This window comes from Vibrio sp. 03-59-1 (assembly GCF_013114135.1).
Lineage (GTDB): Bacteria > Pseudomonadota > Gammaproteobacteria > Enterobacterales > Vibrionaceae > Vibrio > Vibrio cortegadensis.
Genome location: NZ_VTYA01000008.1, coordinates 1 through 14614 on the forward strand (window position 1 = coordinate 1; position 14614 = coordinate 14614).

The 14614-nt window shown below is 39.7% G+C and carries 18 protein-coding genes and 1 pseudogene; 9 read left to right on the forward strand and 10 right to left on the reverse strand.

What is annotated here, in order from left to right; translation table 11 throughout:
- Nucleotides 1-100 precede the first annotated feature (100 nt).
- Together F0249_RS09685 and F0249_RS09690 are read right to left on the reverse strand one after the other, a co-directional pair.
- A pseudogene (locus F0249_RS09685) lies at nt 101-742 on the reverse strand (winged helix-turn-helix domain-containing protein); the annotation flags it as partial.
- 79 nt (nt 743-821) lie between these two features.
- Nucleotides 822-1211 carry a helix-turn-helix domain-containing protein gene (locus tag F0249_RS09690; protein WP_171756538.1) on the reverse strand — a complete coding sequence of 130 codons (390 nt, stop codon included), beginning with the start codon at nt 1209-1211 and terminating at the stop codon, nt 822-824.
- An 86-nt stretch (nt 1212-1297) separates the two neighbouring features.
- On the opposite strand from F0249_RS09690, the gene F0249_RS09695 reads away from it, so the two are divergent.
- The gene (locus F0249_RS09695; RefSeq protein ID WP_171756539.1) at nt 1298-1804 is read left to right on the forward strand and encodes a lecithin retinol acyltransferase family protein; all 507 of its coding nucleotides are present in this window, start codon (nt 1298-1300) and stop codon (nt 1802-1804) included.
- A gap of 81 nt (nt 1805-1885) precedes the next feature.
- On the opposite strand, the gene F0249_RS09700 is transcribed toward F0249_RS09695, so the two are convergent.
- Entirely contained in the window at nt 1886-2050 is a 165-nt protein-coding gene (locus F0249_RS09700; protein ID WP_171756540.1) for a hypothetical protein, read from the reverse strand.
- A gap of 534 nt (nt 2051-2584) precedes the next feature.
- On the opposite strand from F0249_RS09700, the gene F0249_RS09705 reads away from it, so the two are divergent.
- The gene (locus tag F0249_RS09705) at nt 2585-3370 is read left to right on the forward strand and encodes an ion transporter (RefSeq protein ID WP_171756541.1); all 786 of its coding nucleotides are present in this window, start codon (nt 2585-2587) and stop codon (nt 3368-3370) included.
- A gap of 52 nt (nt 3371-3422) precedes the next feature.
- Here the strand turns inward: F0249_RS09705 and F0249_RS09710 are convergent, their stop codons facing one another.
- Both F0249_RS09710 and F0249_RS09715 read right to left on the reverse strand, forming a co-directional pair.
- Complete coding sequence (locus tag F0249_RS09710; RefSeq protein WP_171756542.1) at nt 3423-5000, reverse strand: hypothetical protein; 1578 nt, start codon at nt 4998-5000, stop codon at nt 3423-3425.
- 8 nt (nt 5001-5008) lie between these two features.
- Nucleotides 5009-5626 carry a DUF533 domain-containing protein gene (locus tag F0249_RS09715; protein WP_171756543.1) on the reverse strand — a complete coding sequence of 206 codons (618 nt, stop codon included), beginning with the start codon at nt 5624-5626 and terminating at the stop codon, nt 5009-5011.
- Nucleotides 5627-5918: 292 nt separating this feature from the next.
- Between F0249_RS09715 and F0249_RS09720 the strand changes: the two genes are divergently transcribed.
- A complete protein-coding gene (locus F0249_RS09720; RefSeq protein ID WP_171756544.1) occupies nt 5919-6782 on the forward strand; it encodes a YafY family protein in 864 nt (287 codons plus the stop codon).
- A 308-nt stretch (nt 6783-7090) separates the two neighbouring features.
- Here F0249_RS09720 and F0249_RS09725 read toward each other — a convergent pair whose 3' ends face one another.
- Nucleotides 7091-7294 carry an AlpA family transcriptional regulator gene (locus F0249_RS09725; protein WP_171756545.1) on the reverse strand — a complete coding sequence of 68 codons (204 nt, stop codon included), beginning with the start codon at nt 7292-7294 and terminating at the stop codon, nt 7091-7093.
- A gap of 399 nt (nt 7295-7693) precedes the next feature.
- Between F0249_RS09725 and radC the strand changes: the two genes are divergently transcribed.
- From radC to F0249_RS09755, 6 genes are all read left to right on the forward strand, one after another.
- Nucleotides 7694-8170, forward strand: coding sequence for a DNA repair protein RadC (gene radC / locus F0249_RS09730; protein WP_171756546.1), 477 nt, complete (start codon nt 7694-7696; stop codon nt 8168-8170).
- Nucleotides 8167-8601: a DUF2787 family protein gene (locus F0249_RS09735; protein WP_171756547.1), complete on the forward strand. Its 435-nt coding sequence runs from the start codon at nt 8167-8169 to the stop codon at nt 8599-8601. The genes radC and F0249_RS09735 overlap by 4 nt, the downstream gene beginning before the upstream one ends.
- Nucleotides 8602-8668: 67 nt before the next feature.
- Complete coding sequence (locus F0249_RS09740; RefSeq protein WP_171756548.1) at nt 8669-9106, forward strand: DUF2787 family protein; 438 nt, start codon at nt 8669-8671, stop codon at nt 9104-9106.
- Between the two features lie 571 nt (nt 9107-9677).
- The gene (locus F0249_RS09745; protein WP_171756549.1) at nt 9678-10442 is read left to right on the forward strand and encodes a YafY family protein; all 765 of its coding nucleotides are present in this window, start codon (nt 9678-9680) and stop codon (nt 10440-10442) included.
- 393 nt (nt 10443-10835) lie between these two features.
- Nucleotides 10836-11120: a hypothetical protein gene (locus F0249_RS09750; RefSeq protein WP_171756550.1), complete on the forward strand. Its 285-nt coding sequence runs from the start codon at nt 10836-10838 to the stop codon at nt 11118-11120.
- A gap of 238 nt (nt 11121-11358) precedes the next feature.
- A complete protein-coding gene (locus tag F0249_RS09755; RefSeq protein WP_171756551.1) occupies nt 11359-11523 on the forward strand; it encodes a hypothetical protein in 165 nt (54 codons plus the stop codon).
- A gap of 104 nt (nt 11524-11627) precedes the next feature.
- On the opposite strand, the gene F0249_RS09760 is transcribed toward F0249_RS09755, so the two are convergent.
- From F0249_RS09760 to F0249_RS09775, 4 genes are all read right to left on the reverse strand, one after another.
- Nucleotides 11628-12287, reverse strand: coding sequence for an inovirus Gp2 family protein (locus F0249_RS09760; protein ID WP_171756552.1), 660 nt, complete (start codon nt 12285-12287; stop codon nt 11628-11630).
- Between the two features lie 232 nt (nt 12288-12519).
- Complete coding sequence (locus tag F0249_RS09765) at nt 12520-12756, reverse strand: AlpA family transcriptional regulator (RefSeq protein WP_171756553.1); 237 nt, start codon at nt 12754-12756, stop codon at nt 12520-12522.
- Between the two features lie 20 nt (nt 12757-12776).
- Nucleotides 12777-14246, reverse strand: a complete 1470-nt coding sequence (locus tag F0249_RS09770; protein ID WP_253825302.1) for a YfjI family protein — start codon at nt 14244-14246, stop codon at nt 12777-12779.
- Between the two features lie 15 nt (nt 14247-14261).
- Nucleotides 14262-14519 carry an AlpA family transcriptional regulator gene (locus F0249_RS09775; RefSeq protein ID WP_171756554.1) on the reverse strand — a complete coding sequence of 86 codons (258 nt, stop codon included), beginning with the start codon at nt 14517-14519 and terminating at the stop codon, nt 14262-14264.
- Between the last annotated feature and the right edge of the window lie 95 nt (nt 14520-14614).

Sequence of the window (14614 nt, forward strand, 5' to 3'; positions counted from 1 at the left end):
GCTTCATCTATGCGTTAACACTATCCCAAAATAAACAAAAGGCTCTGAAATGTGGGAGCAGAAACTTCTACGCTTATATTTGACAAAGGGGGTCATATCAACGCTTGGCCTGGATGTAAACCTGATCAACACCAAGTGGGTCTTGATTAATCACGCCATCAACACCGTTATCACCACTTTTTCCAAGGGTATGAGCCATACCCTCATCGCTCCCGCCATAACCCATAGCTAATAGCAGATCAATTAGTAGCTGCTCAAAGAAGGCTGGGGACACTTTACGTGTTCGAGACAAGATGTCTGAAGCTAACGCGTCGTTAATCTGTTTGTAAGCAGCCCTTAGCACTTCATCTGGCGTCGCTTCATCATCAGACACATTCGTGTCTTCAGTTTTGTCTGAACCACCATTCTTTTGCTTGGTGAACGCATTGAAGTCATCAAAACGTTTAAGGTATTGGTTATTGATCTCTTCGCCACTGTTTAGAGCTTCTTTTCCCAAGTCTGTTATCACGAAATGACCACGCCTTGTTGAATCCAAAAGCCCAGCTTTGGCTAAATAAGTTTTGGCCCATCCAACTCGGTTGGTGAATGCAGCTTGTCGTCCGCTAGGAAGAAGCTCCGTTCTTTCTTCTTCTGATAGATTGAATTGCTCAGCTAGCAAGTCTATGACGTTGCTAAGCTTAACTTCTGCACTCTTCGTAGCCTCTAATACTGGCTTCATTAAATCTTGATAACTTGGAAGCACTACAAACCCTAACCATTTTGACTTTTAGTTTCGGCAATATACCCTAATATACAATCAGTTACATTGATATTCGTTACGTTTATTTGGACTTACCAGCCAATCCAATTATCAACGCCGCTAAAGCGGCACCTGCAACAACTTTTCCTACATTACTCGCGCTATCTGATTTAGCTTTTGTTGCGTTACCTCTCGGTTGAGCTTGAACAGACACCTGTTCGCTTTCCTTAAGATTGTTCACTGTATTCACAACCGAATTGAAAAGTTCTTCTGGAGCAATACCAAGAGCTTTGGCGCATTCAAACATCTGGTCAACAGAGAATGTTGACTTTCCCGACTCTAAACGGCTGTAACTCGCTTGTGAAAGACCCATTTTTTCAGCTAACACGCACTGGTCAATACCTAACTCTTTGCGCTTATTCGCGACGACCACACCCAGAATTGATGAGTACGAAACCATTTTATCTTGCATTTTCACCACCAATAACAAATTTACACTTGATCAATCAAGTGCATAGGTATAGATTAAATGCATTGATATACGCCTTACGTATTTCAATGTTATTTTTGTATACACATACTTTAAATCAAAACGGAAAAATTATGAAGAATAAACTCAGTATTGGTGATCTACTTTATCGTTCTAAGCTGCTCGTGGAACATGCCGGAATTTATATGGGTAAAGGGCGAGTGCTTCACAACTCTCCAGATGGCAATGTAGAAATTTGTGCCTTAGAAGAATACGCAAATGGCAAACCAGTGAAAGTAGTCTTAAGCCATTTAAGTGAAGAACAGAAAAATGAACTGTTTTATCAAGCAGAGCTGTTGATCAAGAAAGCTAAAAAATATGGGTTGTTAGCAAACAACTGTGAGCACCTGGCTTCTAGCGTGCTGCATGGAAAGCCTTCAAGCGAGCAGCTACAGGGTGCTGGGCTTGGTGTTGTGGCAGGGTTACTTTTGGCTCACAGTAATCAGTCAAAGAACTCATTATGGTATATATTAGCTGGTGGGCTTATCGGGTGTATGACTGTCAACGCCGCTCGTAAATACGATAGTGTCGTTTAGGGAAGTGTGTTGAGCTGTTGCATCAAGCCCAGCTCAACACTCTCGAACTGGACTATAATCATTAACACTAACTGACTTAGTTTATTCATCTTCCTCGCATTCAAACCCTTCACAAGGCCCTTCAGAACTACCCTCCGTGGTAACAACTGTATATTTTTCAACACAATTATCGCACAGTGTCATCATCGGATACGCATCACTACTTTTATCTGCGGTTAAATCACCTTCAACGGTATACAGTTTCATTTCCAATTACCCTTATATAAATTAAATTTCAAATAATCCGCAACTTTACAAGGATATAGGATCTACAATCAGGTAGATACTTCACATTTTACTTATCAAATCAGACAATTATTAAAAGTTCGACTAATCACTACCAAGCAGACTAAATACACCGGAATCATCGTTTTTTCCTCGACGGAGAAAGCCAGAGCAGTGCTAATATCAGAACGATGTCGGCATAAATAGGCTCCCAAAAGGAAGCCTATAACTGTCACAAATTTCCACAAGGGACTTCCCCTCTATTCAACTGAAAAATCCTTTAGATGGACTTTCAGAAACTTGAAAGTGTGTAGAGTTCTGGGGTCTTACCAGTATGGAACCAAGGCATTAGCTTTCACTGACACATGGTTTAAGCCGAAAATGTTTACTTGGCATTCGTTTGCCGCAATTAATTATTGTCTACTAAGCTAGCCAAGTTTATAGTTATGCTACTAATTGAAGTAATCTGATAGATTCGCTTTACAATATAACAGAAAAGGCAGTGCGACGATAATAATGGAAGTATCATCAGTTAATATTTCAAGCTTTGAAAAAATAGATAAATTCTCCGCTTATGTGGTTCTAACCTCACTAGCTATCTATTTTACACAGCACCTATACCCGCAATATGCACCTAGCTACATCGATTTATTTTTATTTTTGTATTTTTCTATGGAGTTTATTTACAAGGTTCACTTGTTATCATGGAAAAAATACATCAGCAATGACTCTCACAAATTTGATTTTATACTACTGATTGTTAGCGCCTCGCTAATACCATTTTCTGATTTAGACAGCGTAATATACCTTAGGGTATTCAGACTAATTTCAATCGTTAGAATATTCAGAATAATACCGAATGGCTCTCAAGTTATTCAAGGTCTCACTAGAGCAATAAGAAGCTCCAAGGCTATATTGATCTTATTGTTCACTCTACTTTCATTTTTCTCTTTGATTGGTTTTAGCCTCTTTTCCAATACTGTACCCGAATATTTTGGCACACCATTAACTTCACTAAATACCGTGTTTGAAATATTTACTGTAGAAAACTGGGGAGAACTACCGAACTCAATAGACAAAGAAGCACAACCATATCTACATGCGGCACTAAATTCATTTACCATTATTGTGTTAGTTATTGGTGGGTTTATTGCAGTCTCTCTTGCTAACGCAGTGTTTGTTGACGAGTTAGTCAGTGACAATAATGAAGAATTAAAAGAAGAAATTATGAAACTAAAATATCAAAATGAAGATCTAAAAAAAATCATGACCGATATACAAAAAGAAATAAAAAGCAAATAATACACACTCATCCATAACCCACAACATGGTGGGTTATGAATAATAAAATCGATTAAACTAAAAGGTATTCATCCATTTTTCCGGCTATTTCCTCTGAGCGTTCTAAGCTCTCAGAGATGCCATCATCTAAATGTTTGATTATATAATTATGCTGCTCAATTTCTATAACTCGCAATAAGTCCAATCTGTCAATAATGTAAGCAGACATAGCCATAGCTATACCTGTAATAGAGCCAACAGTGATCATTGTAACGGTAGTTGCAATAGGAGCTAGAAGAGGAATAGTTGAAACTATATTATCGACAGCTTCTTCCAATAAAACACCTCCCGCAACAATAACACCGGACATGATAAGCTTGCTCGCTTCATGTGATGCTTCTCTAAAAGAAGTTCCTTCAGGTCTAACTAGAACTGTTTTAGCCGCCTTAAAGAGAGAGAATACCCCTTCCCTAATCAGCCGAATCATTCTAGTGCAAGTAGTAACAAGTCTATTGATCATAACAGTAATAAAATTAGATATAAATCCAGACAGTCCACCAGAAACGAACCCATCCAGTGCGTCTTTCCATTTATCGGCAACCTTGCTTCCGATTCTTTTTAGCCTCATTTTTATATCTTGTATCCAAGAATCAAGTTCTCTTCCATTATTGAATACATCTTTGATTTCTTCCATGGCTTGGGTAAGAAGTTCAACCAGAAGTATGCCAAATCCCTGCTGTGCACCCATTTTAGCACCCTCGCTCACCCCTGTCTTAGCAGTATTCTTAGCAAAATACCCGACTTGTTGAGTTGTCGTAGGCTTATGCTCTTCCGCTGTTTGATGCCCTCGCTCATATGCTTCTTTTAATTTCTCACTATCAACATTAAAAGCTGTTTCGTTTGTTTCTTCCCGACCGGATTGCTTCCAGTCTTTCCACTCCATCTTGTCATGATCTTTAAGCGACTGATTTATGTTCCTTTGTGTTGACGCTAAATTTCTTTCATCTGTACCAAAGTCAGCCTTAGCTTCACTCGACAGCATAAAGCCACCACCCTTGTGAAACTCACTATTGGAAACGATATGATCAGGACTAGTCTGCTCTGCTCTTACTTTTTCACCAGTATATGCATCTGTAATATTCCCACTGCCATCCATTTGGCGCTTGGTAAACTGGGAACCTACAGATTGCTTTCCACCTCTTTCGAAGCTTTCACCTTGACTATTTTTTGCCACGGTATAATCACTTCTGTTGTACTCATCACTTTCTTTGGCATAAATACCTTGCTGAGCATTATGGACTGTTGTGACATTCCCACCAACTTTGTCATACGCAGTCACAACTTTCCCCAATCCAAAAGGGACGGCAATAGATTGAGTGATATCATTTTTTACCGTAGATAGAAGAGTTTCCAATCTATCTGAATTGAACTGATTTTTCAGATCGACTAGTAGTTGTTTTGCTTCTTCTTCATCTAAATCAATTGAGTAGATTAGATCGCTTGAATAGTCCAGCGAACTTAGCCTTAACTCATCTACTTCTGAGTTAAGCATACTTTCAACAAGCTTAGGTTCCGAAGCCTCTCTGAGAGTTGTCTTATCTAATTTTGCTCTATTTTTTTGTAACTTTCGAAACTCATCTAATCTACTCATAACTTCTCCTAAGCTGCTTTCGCTACATTCCAAGCATCTAAAAATGCTTTTTCGTTTTTATGCTCCACACCGTCAGCAATCATCACGACTTCAATAATCTCATTAAAGACAGATGCTTCCACACCCGACTTATTTGCTAGCTCAAAAGCTTCAGCTGGAGTAGGTGGGTTACTATAAATATCTTCGATCTTAGCTTGTATATCTTTAGGGAGCTCCATACCTGATACTCCTTTAATAAACAGCTCAATTTGTGCTCGTTCTGAATCATCGATCTCACCATCACAGTTCGCGCAAGCCATTGCAACGGACTCCATCGCAATTAACGCATTAAAATAACTAGTATTTCCCTCTAATTTATCGAATGCTTTCGTCAGTTTCTCTTCCAAATCTCTAGTACGCTGTTCATACTTAGCTTTAGCAGATTGCTCCCCGCGGCGCTCACCCCTTTCTTCAGCTTCTGACTCAGAATCATCGTAGTATTCGGCCACACCACCAGCTGTAGCTCCAACACCAGCTGCTACCGCAGCTCCCACAGCTGTTACTGCTCCAATTGGGCCTGCAACAGGCAAAGCTACCACTGCAGCTACACCTGCACACGCGCCACCTAAAATCTTCCAAAAACTCATGTCAATTTACCTCTTATGTATCAATAATTTAAAGCAAAGAAATGCCACAAGTAGCGTATGATAATATAAGCTTATGTTGCAAAATGTTACTATCATCAAGTATTTACATATCTTTGTGTTTTTAAGGTCAATCATCACTATAAATAGTGTTTCGACACCATTTTCTAGCTGCGTGCCATTTTTCACAATTCCCAATGCCATTCAACGTTGGCTATTTTTTATAAATATATACATATAAAAAATAATGTATATTCTGTATACATCAACATGTAGCATAATCAGGCATTAAGTAATGGAAAATGAGTTAAGCTGGGATACACGACTACGGTTCAAACTGATTGAAGTCGTTGCATTATGGGAGGGAAGACTAACAACAAATCACCTATGTAATTCTTTCAAGATCAAAAGACAACAAGCTTCAAGGGACATAAATCATTATCAATCACTCTTCGAAGTGCCTCCTTTAATTCATGACAGAAGCATAAAAGGCTATCGGCCAACAGCTGCATTCAAACCCACTTACACCAAAGGAACTCCCGACGAGTATCTATCTCTGCTCCATCGATATGATAATAATCTTGATGGGTTGAATATAAAGTCTCTCGGGAACGCGGAATCTATTGTTGTATCTGTTCCTGAAAGAAAAATAGACCCCATTATAATCCAACGACTTCTTCAAGCAGCTCGAGAGCAGCGACGCGTTGATGTCGATTACGTTTCTCTATCTCAGCCAACAATAAGAGGGAGAAATATAGTTCCACATACTATTGTTTTTGATGGGTTTCGATGGCATGTCCGAGCCTACTGCGAGGAAAGAAAGGCATTCAGAGATTTTGTCCTAAGCCGCTTCCGTAATGAACCTGAACTTATTGATAAATCTGATATATCTAAGCATTTGGATCATGATTGGATGAATGAAATAACTTTTGAAGTCATAGCTAATCCATACTTAAGCTCAGAACAGCAGCAAATCATTCAAGATGACTACGGCATGCATAACAGTCCATTTATAGTGACTTGTCGTAAAGCGCTCGCTAAGTACTTTGTGAAGAGGTTAGATATTTGCTTAGATAACCGTAAATTACAAAAGTCACCTAAACGTTACCAACTTACAGTGACGGATCCCAAAAGCCTTCGGATTCTAATGATCACATAGGTTGATGAGGTATATAAAATTCTCGCAAATTAAAGAATAAAGCTGGAAATCTAGTTCTCTGATATCAAACCTTTATTTCCAATAACTCATTTAATCTCCTTAATTCTAGTGATTTAGTTATGAATACGGCGACTTATCTTTCAGAACTAACCGAAGGTAATCAGAATATTAGTTCTACTAACTCGTTAGATAAATCCCAACTCTGCTTATGGAAAACAGCATCTTGCTGAATAATAAGCACCGCCTAATATAAGCCAGTCACACTGCTCATGAAATAACCTCATAGAACAATTAATTACAGTTGAATGCTAACTGAAATAGCCTTTCGCCACACTATCGCGAACTTGCACCCGCCATTCCACCCACTCGTTGATATCACTTTCAAGCCATGCGACGGTTCGTGAACCAATTGGCACACTCACTGGAAACTCTCCCTCTTTAATCTTTTTGTAGATTGCTGACTTACTTAAACCAGTCTTTTCTTTTACCTCAGGTAATCTCATGAACTTCATTATTTTGTCCTTGTTTTAAAGCTCTTTACAGCGCTAAAGACCCGGCTAAGGGTATGAGGGAGTCCAAGGACGTCCATATACCGCGAACACAAGAAAACAGAGCGTCCGCTCCGATTACTGACTAGCTGTAATTATTGAATAAGATGAATGGTGGATTTGATGGGTACACTGGGTAATTTCCAAACTTTAGCTGAATCATCATTACCTTCCTTACAGTGCTGACATTCAATAATGAAATACTCATACCTCGACCATTCATAGATAAAGACAGTCTGCGAGTAAAAGTCCGAGCAAGTCCATACACGTCCACATATCGCCTCAACGAATTATTGAGTCGATTCAAACAAATCTCAGGTACATATCATCCTCGTGCGTATACCCATTAGAAGGAATTCATTTATGCACGAATCAACTAATAAGCAATATTCATTTCATGGGCCAGTATCAGCCCACCAAGTACTAGAGAAAGCCGCTGAAATCATCGCGGAGAAATACCTGAGAGGAGATGCGTTCTGTAATCCAACCGCAACCAAAGACTACCTAAAGTACAAGTTAGGAAACTATGAGCGTGAAGTTTTTGCCGTCATGCTGCTCGATAACCAACATCGGCTTATCAAATTTAATGAGTTGTTCTTTGGGACGATTGATGCAGCCAGTATCTACCCTAGAGAAGTTGTTAAGCTCGCACTAGAACACAATGCCGCTGCGGTTATGTTCGCCCATAACCACCCTTCAGGCGTTGCCGAGCCATCACAAGCTGACAAACGCATTACCAATCGATTAAAAGATGCTTTAGCACTAGTTGATGTGCGAGTACTCGACCACTTCGTTATTGGTGAAACTTGTGTGTCCTTTGCTGAGAGAGGCTGGCTATGAATCGCAATATCAAACGTAACTTCAAACTCGACTTATTCCACCAGCTTGTCGAGCTATTGATTGAACAATATGACATTCCCACCGAAACAAAACGAGTCGCGCTTAATCTCAAGGTCGCAAGCTTCTATCGCAACCGAAGCGGGATACAGCCCATAGAGGTACAGCTTGAACGAGCTAACACTAATGAGCCTTGGGAAGTGCGATTCATCGCTTCTTTTGATTACCCCACACCAGAAGCTGAGAGTGTTGATGTGGCTTTGTATTTCAACTTCAAGCATCAATGGTTCTACCAACCTGACATCCAACGATGCGAGCTCAATCGGCCTGAGGTGCAGTCGCTCTTTGTTAGTTGGCTCAAGGCATTCACCAATCACCTAAAGACGTCACAGTTCGATACACAGACTCTAACTGTCGTCAGTCAATTTCAGTAATCGCTTCTTCCCTCCAGTTCAACGATATCTACCTAGTAATCAACATCTATCCATTGAGGAATTCATTATGTCTATCAATACACCTGTAAAAGCTTTATTCAGCAAATGTTCACTACCCATATCAGTTAACCTTCAAACAGTTCTGCTTAAGCACATCAACACTCAACCTAACCAATCATTCGACCACTTCACGCTGAACTTTAGTAATACGTCCTACAGTGCAGAATCTGGTGGTTATCACCCTGTAGAGATAGCCTTGCAAAAAGATAGTGCTGAGCGTTGGTCTATTCTCTACATCACAGATTTTGCGTACATGGGAAATTACTACCCTGAACTAGAAAGAAGTGTTGATTTCGATATTGGCAACAACATGGCTTTCTTCACAGGCGTCGGTTGGCAGGCTATCGATGCTTATGGGGTCAATGATTTCTACAAGATATGGGAGAGTAACTTTCTGTCGTACTTAGATATGGAGTCTTATGATCAGATTGAAGTAAGTAGTTGATACCAAGCTTGATACATCCTCAAGGGTAGATACAGGTGTTGCTACTGCTGCACCTGTACTTTAAATCTCATTGCATGAATGATGAACTCATTACTCATCCATTCTTGGTAGTTACAAACTAAGTCAAAAGAGAAGAGAAAAAAGAAATAAGGATGTCGTACTACGTACTCCATTTGCTTTATAGAGACCCAAGCCTTTTTTACCCATCTCTCTACCCACCTGACCCTAGTACTCGAAAGTGCTAGGGCCAAGAACAATGATGACTCACTTCTCTCATAGATATAGGTAAGTTGAGTAAAAAATCTCAATGATCATGTTTCAACCACAGTTCTTCAACGTATCGAGAAGTATTCGATTGAAAGTAATTTCAAATCTATATCATTCAGGTGACTCGCGAATGATTAACAAAGGAGACCACCAAACCGGCTCAACGCCAATAAAAGCGGCATAAATGCCCCTGGCATACCAGAGGCTGAATTTTCTATTCGATAAGGCAGGTATTGCCACATCGCTCTATACGATGGTGAGTTCTCATTAATCACTAGAGCATAACAAGTATCTGACTCTCGCCATGACAATAACCAATAAACCTACCACAACGGAACAGTTGTCTTTGGCTTTCGAGCTGTATCATCGCATCCCAAAGGGCCGAAAGGTTACGGCTCAGCAGCTACAACTCGAATTATCCCATGCAGGAATTGAGCGCGACATTCGAACGATACAACGCAATCTTGATGTCGTTGTTCAATATCTCGATGTAGACAAAGACACTAGAAATAAACCCTATGGGTACAGTCGAGAACTAATCAGCCAGATCGTACTAGGCCCAAGAGAGTCTATTGTGTTACAGCTAGCAAAGGCTCTGGTGACTGACGTTCTACCCACTCCTCTACACTATGCAGTGGAATCTGCATTTCAACTAATACTGAACCACCAGCACAGCTACCCAGGGGTACAGCAACCAAATGGTCAATCCAAGAAGGTGAATACCAATATTGATCGCAGCTCTTACTCTGAAATTACTGAGCTAACCAGTACCTTTGAACCGTTATCCTTGGCATTGACTTACCAACGCCTGATATCCGTTACTTTTATAAACGAACACGTCATTGAGAGTATCAAGCCCCTCGGCTTAGTGCTGTCATCTGACACTTTTCACCTTGTTTACCAGCACACCAATAGCGAATACGACAACCTTCCACTGAATCAAATCAAAACGGTTAAAGTACTCACCTTTCATTTTGATTACCCCTCAAGCTTTCAACTTTCTGATTATCAAATCCGTCATCAAACCAGTCTACATGCTGAACCAGAAGACATTTTAATTAATCAGTAAATCGATCCGGCAGGTAATGCCACATCATGCATTAACCTAGCGTTGTTTCAACATCTGCGAACTTATGGGGCCACTTACTCCCTTTCAACTCGCAGAGCCATAGCACTACTTGAATTACACCATGTGTGGATCATCAGCTAAATCTCCAACCTGATTGATACACAAAGGCAGAAAACATGATGTATGCAAAGTAGCGCCTTGTCTTCGCTTACCCAAGGAACTCAAGTCGAGAGGGACGGCCGCCCTCTCAGTATGGCCTTCTAAGCTTGGTAACCGCGCAATACTCGTCAGATATCAATAACCACCTACAAACACCACACATCAAGTCCTACGCCGTTAATTCGCCCTAAACAAATTAAACCAAACCACTTATAACTCAATGAGGAAACCAACATGAAAACAATGATTAAAACTATCACGATAGCAACAACTGTATTATCAATGAATACGTTCGCTAACACTGCTATCGAAAGCTTAAGTATCGAAACCATCAAGCAGGAGCTTACACCAGTCCAAATCGAGCAAGTTCTAAAACAATGGAAAGCGAATCAATTGGAGAGCCTTGAAACAAAAGCTCAGGCTATTTCTGACCGTGCACCAATTGAAGCGCGTCGTGAACTAGTCAAGCAGCAAATCGACCATGAATACAAACAAACGTTAAATGCGTTTGGTTTGTAGTAAACTGTAGGGAGTTTCGCGCTCCCTATTTTTTTGGTCATATTCACATTTAGATGCCTCGTGGGGTCGGCTCCCGCTTTAATCTACTCGCCTATCAACAATCCCAAGCTAGCGGCTCTTGAGATATATATTATTAAAGAAAAAGGCTTTTTTTCGAAAATTAGACCGGCCTCATCATATGTAGGGTACCCTCATTGGTAGCATATTGATCCGAAAAATTGTTAAAGGACTCTGTGCTATGACCCATGATTTTCGTTTAGAAGAACAAGAAGAACAATACGCAAAGGAAAAGGAACATAAAATTAAAAAACTAGTCGAACAAGGTATGAGCGAGACTGACGCAAGGCAAGTGGTTGAAGATGAAGAAAATCACGATCCAACTAAAGGACCTTTTTTGAAGTAAAAATAAAGCCTGACAATCATCTTAACAGGGGAGCGTTTACTCCCCTAGCTAACTATTGCGCTGTTAATAACCCAAATAAAACACCCACACTTCAATTTGATTACCTACCGTCGGCTAGTTGCAAAGTTCTTGCCATTGTTGCCATAGCGCTTAGTTTCAAATTTCGCTAAATAGCTTAACCTATGAAATACCGTATTACATTGTTCGGGGTAGTCCTGTGCGTTCTTGTCTAAGCTATAAACAGGGTTTTCAGGAATATGTATAAGAGACATTGAACTTTCTGGAGAAAGTGCCAGAGCACTAGCCCAAGCTCGGTAAATTTTGCCTGCAAGGTTGTTATTCAATTCGCCGTATCTACCAAAACCAAAATAGGCATCTCTGTTTAGAACCAGAGCCACATGATAATGAGGATTTACAGATTGACTGATTTCTTTAGCCCAAACATAGCGAACAGTACATCTGTAGTAACGCTTACCTTCTCTTTTTTTCTTAGCTCCATCAGCTTGCAGTTGTGCTTTAAAAGACTCAATGAAACGTGTAATCACTGAAGAGTCATACTCCAAAGGATAGTCAGGGCAATCTATCCCCTTAGGTAAATGCAGATCGAAGCGAAGTACCACTACTCTCGAATACTCCTCCATAGCTTTATTAAGTACACTTCTAATTCCATTTAAATATTCAGAACATAAATCATATTTGGCAATAACATCTAACCCATCAAATGTAGGTTTATTTAAAATGGTTAAACGTTTAGTCGAATACATATCAGTCCCCAATAAGTAATGGCTAGAGTTAAATAAATATAAACATATACTACCCTACCAACCATTAACCTTAGGACAGTTGTGAGGATAAGAATAAAAACAAAGAGGGATTGCCTGAATTAATTAACACCTAAATATTAAATAAGCTCTGATAAAACATTTACACGGATATATAAATCTAAATCTAAATCTAAATCTAATTATTAATTATGTTGTTTTTAAAGCAGTTTGTTTAGTTAAAAATCTCATTAATTACTTGATGTGAAGTCTCAAGGTTATAAATATTCAATTCCAATCTTTCTCTTCTTTTGGCCTCAATCCAAGCCGCTACATCACTTTCTAACCATCGGGAAGCTCTAAGGCCGACTTTAATACACTGCGGAAAGTGTCCTTTACTCATATAGTGGTAGATTGTTGTTTTACTAAGCCCTGTCAACTCTGCAACTTGGGCTATTCGTAGTAACTTCATTTTCTCACCTAACTTATTCATTAAAGAACTTCGTCGATTAATATTAATAGGTCATGTTTAAGTTGCTCGGAATCAAATGCATCTTGTGGGTATAAATCAATAACTCTAGTTCTATGTATTACTACCTCTTTAAAATTGTTTGTTCTCTTTAATTCATCCAATGCCAAATCCAGATCCTTTTTCTTTCTCGTCCCATTAGGCCCATATTGAAGTAGATCATTCCTCTTTATATATCGAACCCCACACAAGGACTGATTACAAAACCAAAAATATAGATTATCAGCATCTACTACGTATTTTGGTGGCGCAGAAAAAACCTTCATGAACTCCTTTGAGAAATAAGCAACTAAGTCAATTGCTTCCAATAACGTATCTAAAGATATTTCTTCTTCTGATAAATTATCGAAACTATGAACTAGGGCTGCCAACCTAGCGATATTTTCAGGCAACTTTGACGCGTGATCCTTTGCATGCTCAAATGCGCCATCTGGCCCCATCTCTAGTTCAATATGATTAGCTATATCAAACCAAGCTTTTTTTGCTTCATTGGAAAAACTAACCGTTCTCTTGTTCGTATAGCCTGATAAGGCAGCGGACTGTGACAACAGCTGGTGGAGCCTTTCGTTAAACAGATTCAAGTTACCCTCAGAATATTCAATACCGTAGGATTGCCTAAAACCACAATTAGATTCCGGTGCGCAAACAAGGAATCGAGACAAAAAACCATTTCCTCGAACGTCTCCTTTCGTTTTATTCATGAACCGATCTAAAGCACTCCATTGTGTCATGATATTCATTGTCAATCGGGCACCACCTACCGTGAAGGAGCCAGCTGATTTTCTATTTACCGTTATTTCATCACCACTCCAAATAGAGTTAAGATTTGCTGTCTGAGACATGATTCGACTATTCAGCAACACTCCTCCTTCACTAGAACCAAGATAAGCATTGGGAATATGTTCGCTTAAATCACTGAGCAGAGCCTCTATGGTACTGTCCTCGAAGATCAGAGAATCAAGTACGGGTTTCTCCGGCTTACTAGAGTCGTGCTCTATCAAAGCATTCACTAGTTCATCATATGCCTCATCTAAATCGATAGATTTCTCTATCTGGGTCTTTTTCTTGTCATGAAGTCTTGATCTAATCGCGTACTCCTTTAATTGGCTTTGGTAATGCTCCATATTTTCTCTATGGAATAACTTAATCCCTTTCGTAAGTAAATTTTCTACAGACGATTTCCTCTCCCCAGACTCTGCAATGCTAAGTGACATCAAAGAGACTGGAGCAATTTTTCCCGTTGGCAGTTCTACATTTATCAATCCCTGCAATGCTACAGATACAGCACTGATCGTGGTCAAGTACACCATAGGTGACGGTGCCTGAGTAATATCCGCTGCTTCGTTAAACGCTTTAGCTATCAAATCTGATTTAGCGACATTCGGAGTAATTCCACAATTTACTGGAAAGTACATTTGGCGTTGCTGTCTCATATATAATCCTTCGAGTTAACCATTATCTTTATACGAAAATTCAACATGAACTGTAGATTGATGTTTCATCTGGTTGACCCAAGAAATTATGTCTTCAAGCTTCCACCCTACAGCTCTTGCCCCCAACTGAATTTTTGACGGAAATGTGGGATCAAACCTTGGTGATTTAGGGTTTTGTTTGTCATAGATAGTTGACCGTGACAGGCCAGTCATCAACGCTATTTCTTTCAAGCGAAGGATTTGATTTGAATGTGGTGCGTGATGGTTTTGCATATTGCTTCTCCCAAATTGATTTGATGGGAGAAGTAAACTACACAGTTGACCGAATGTCTTAGGAGAAATAGACCATTAAAAGGGGAAAAACGCCC